This window comes from Pseudoalteromonas sp. SR41-7 (genome assembly GCF_014163935.1).
GTDB lineage: Bacteria > Pseudomonadota > Gammaproteobacteria > Enterobacterales > Alteromonadaceae > Pseudoalteromonas > Pseudoalteromonas distincta.
The window spans coordinates 1-233 of sequence record NZ_JACJEF010000064.1; the positions used below are offsets into that span (position 1 = coordinate 1).

At 47.6% G+C, this 233-nt stretch carries 1 tRNA gene; it reads left to right on the plus strand.

Going from position 1 to position 233, the window contains the following annotated elements:
• Positions 1-154 precede the first annotated feature (154 nt).
• A tRNA-Glu gene (locus tag H5092_RS20515) sits at positions 155-230 on the plus strand.
• Positions 231-233 lie beyond the last annotated feature (3 nt).

Sequence of the window (233 nt, forward strand, 5' to 3'; positions counted from 1 at the left end):
AGTGTGACACCGCACTCTCTATGCACGACGTTATCAAGAGTACTAATCTCTTGGGGACGCCACTTACTTATTTTAATAGGGAAGTGTAGTGTTATTAAGAAAGCTCGCCTGAAACGAGTCTAAAAATTCAGTTGTCCTAGTGACACATTTATGTGTCCCCATCGTCTAGAGGCCTAGGACACCGCCCTTTCACGGCGGTAACAGGGGTTCGAATCCCCTTGGGGACGCCACTT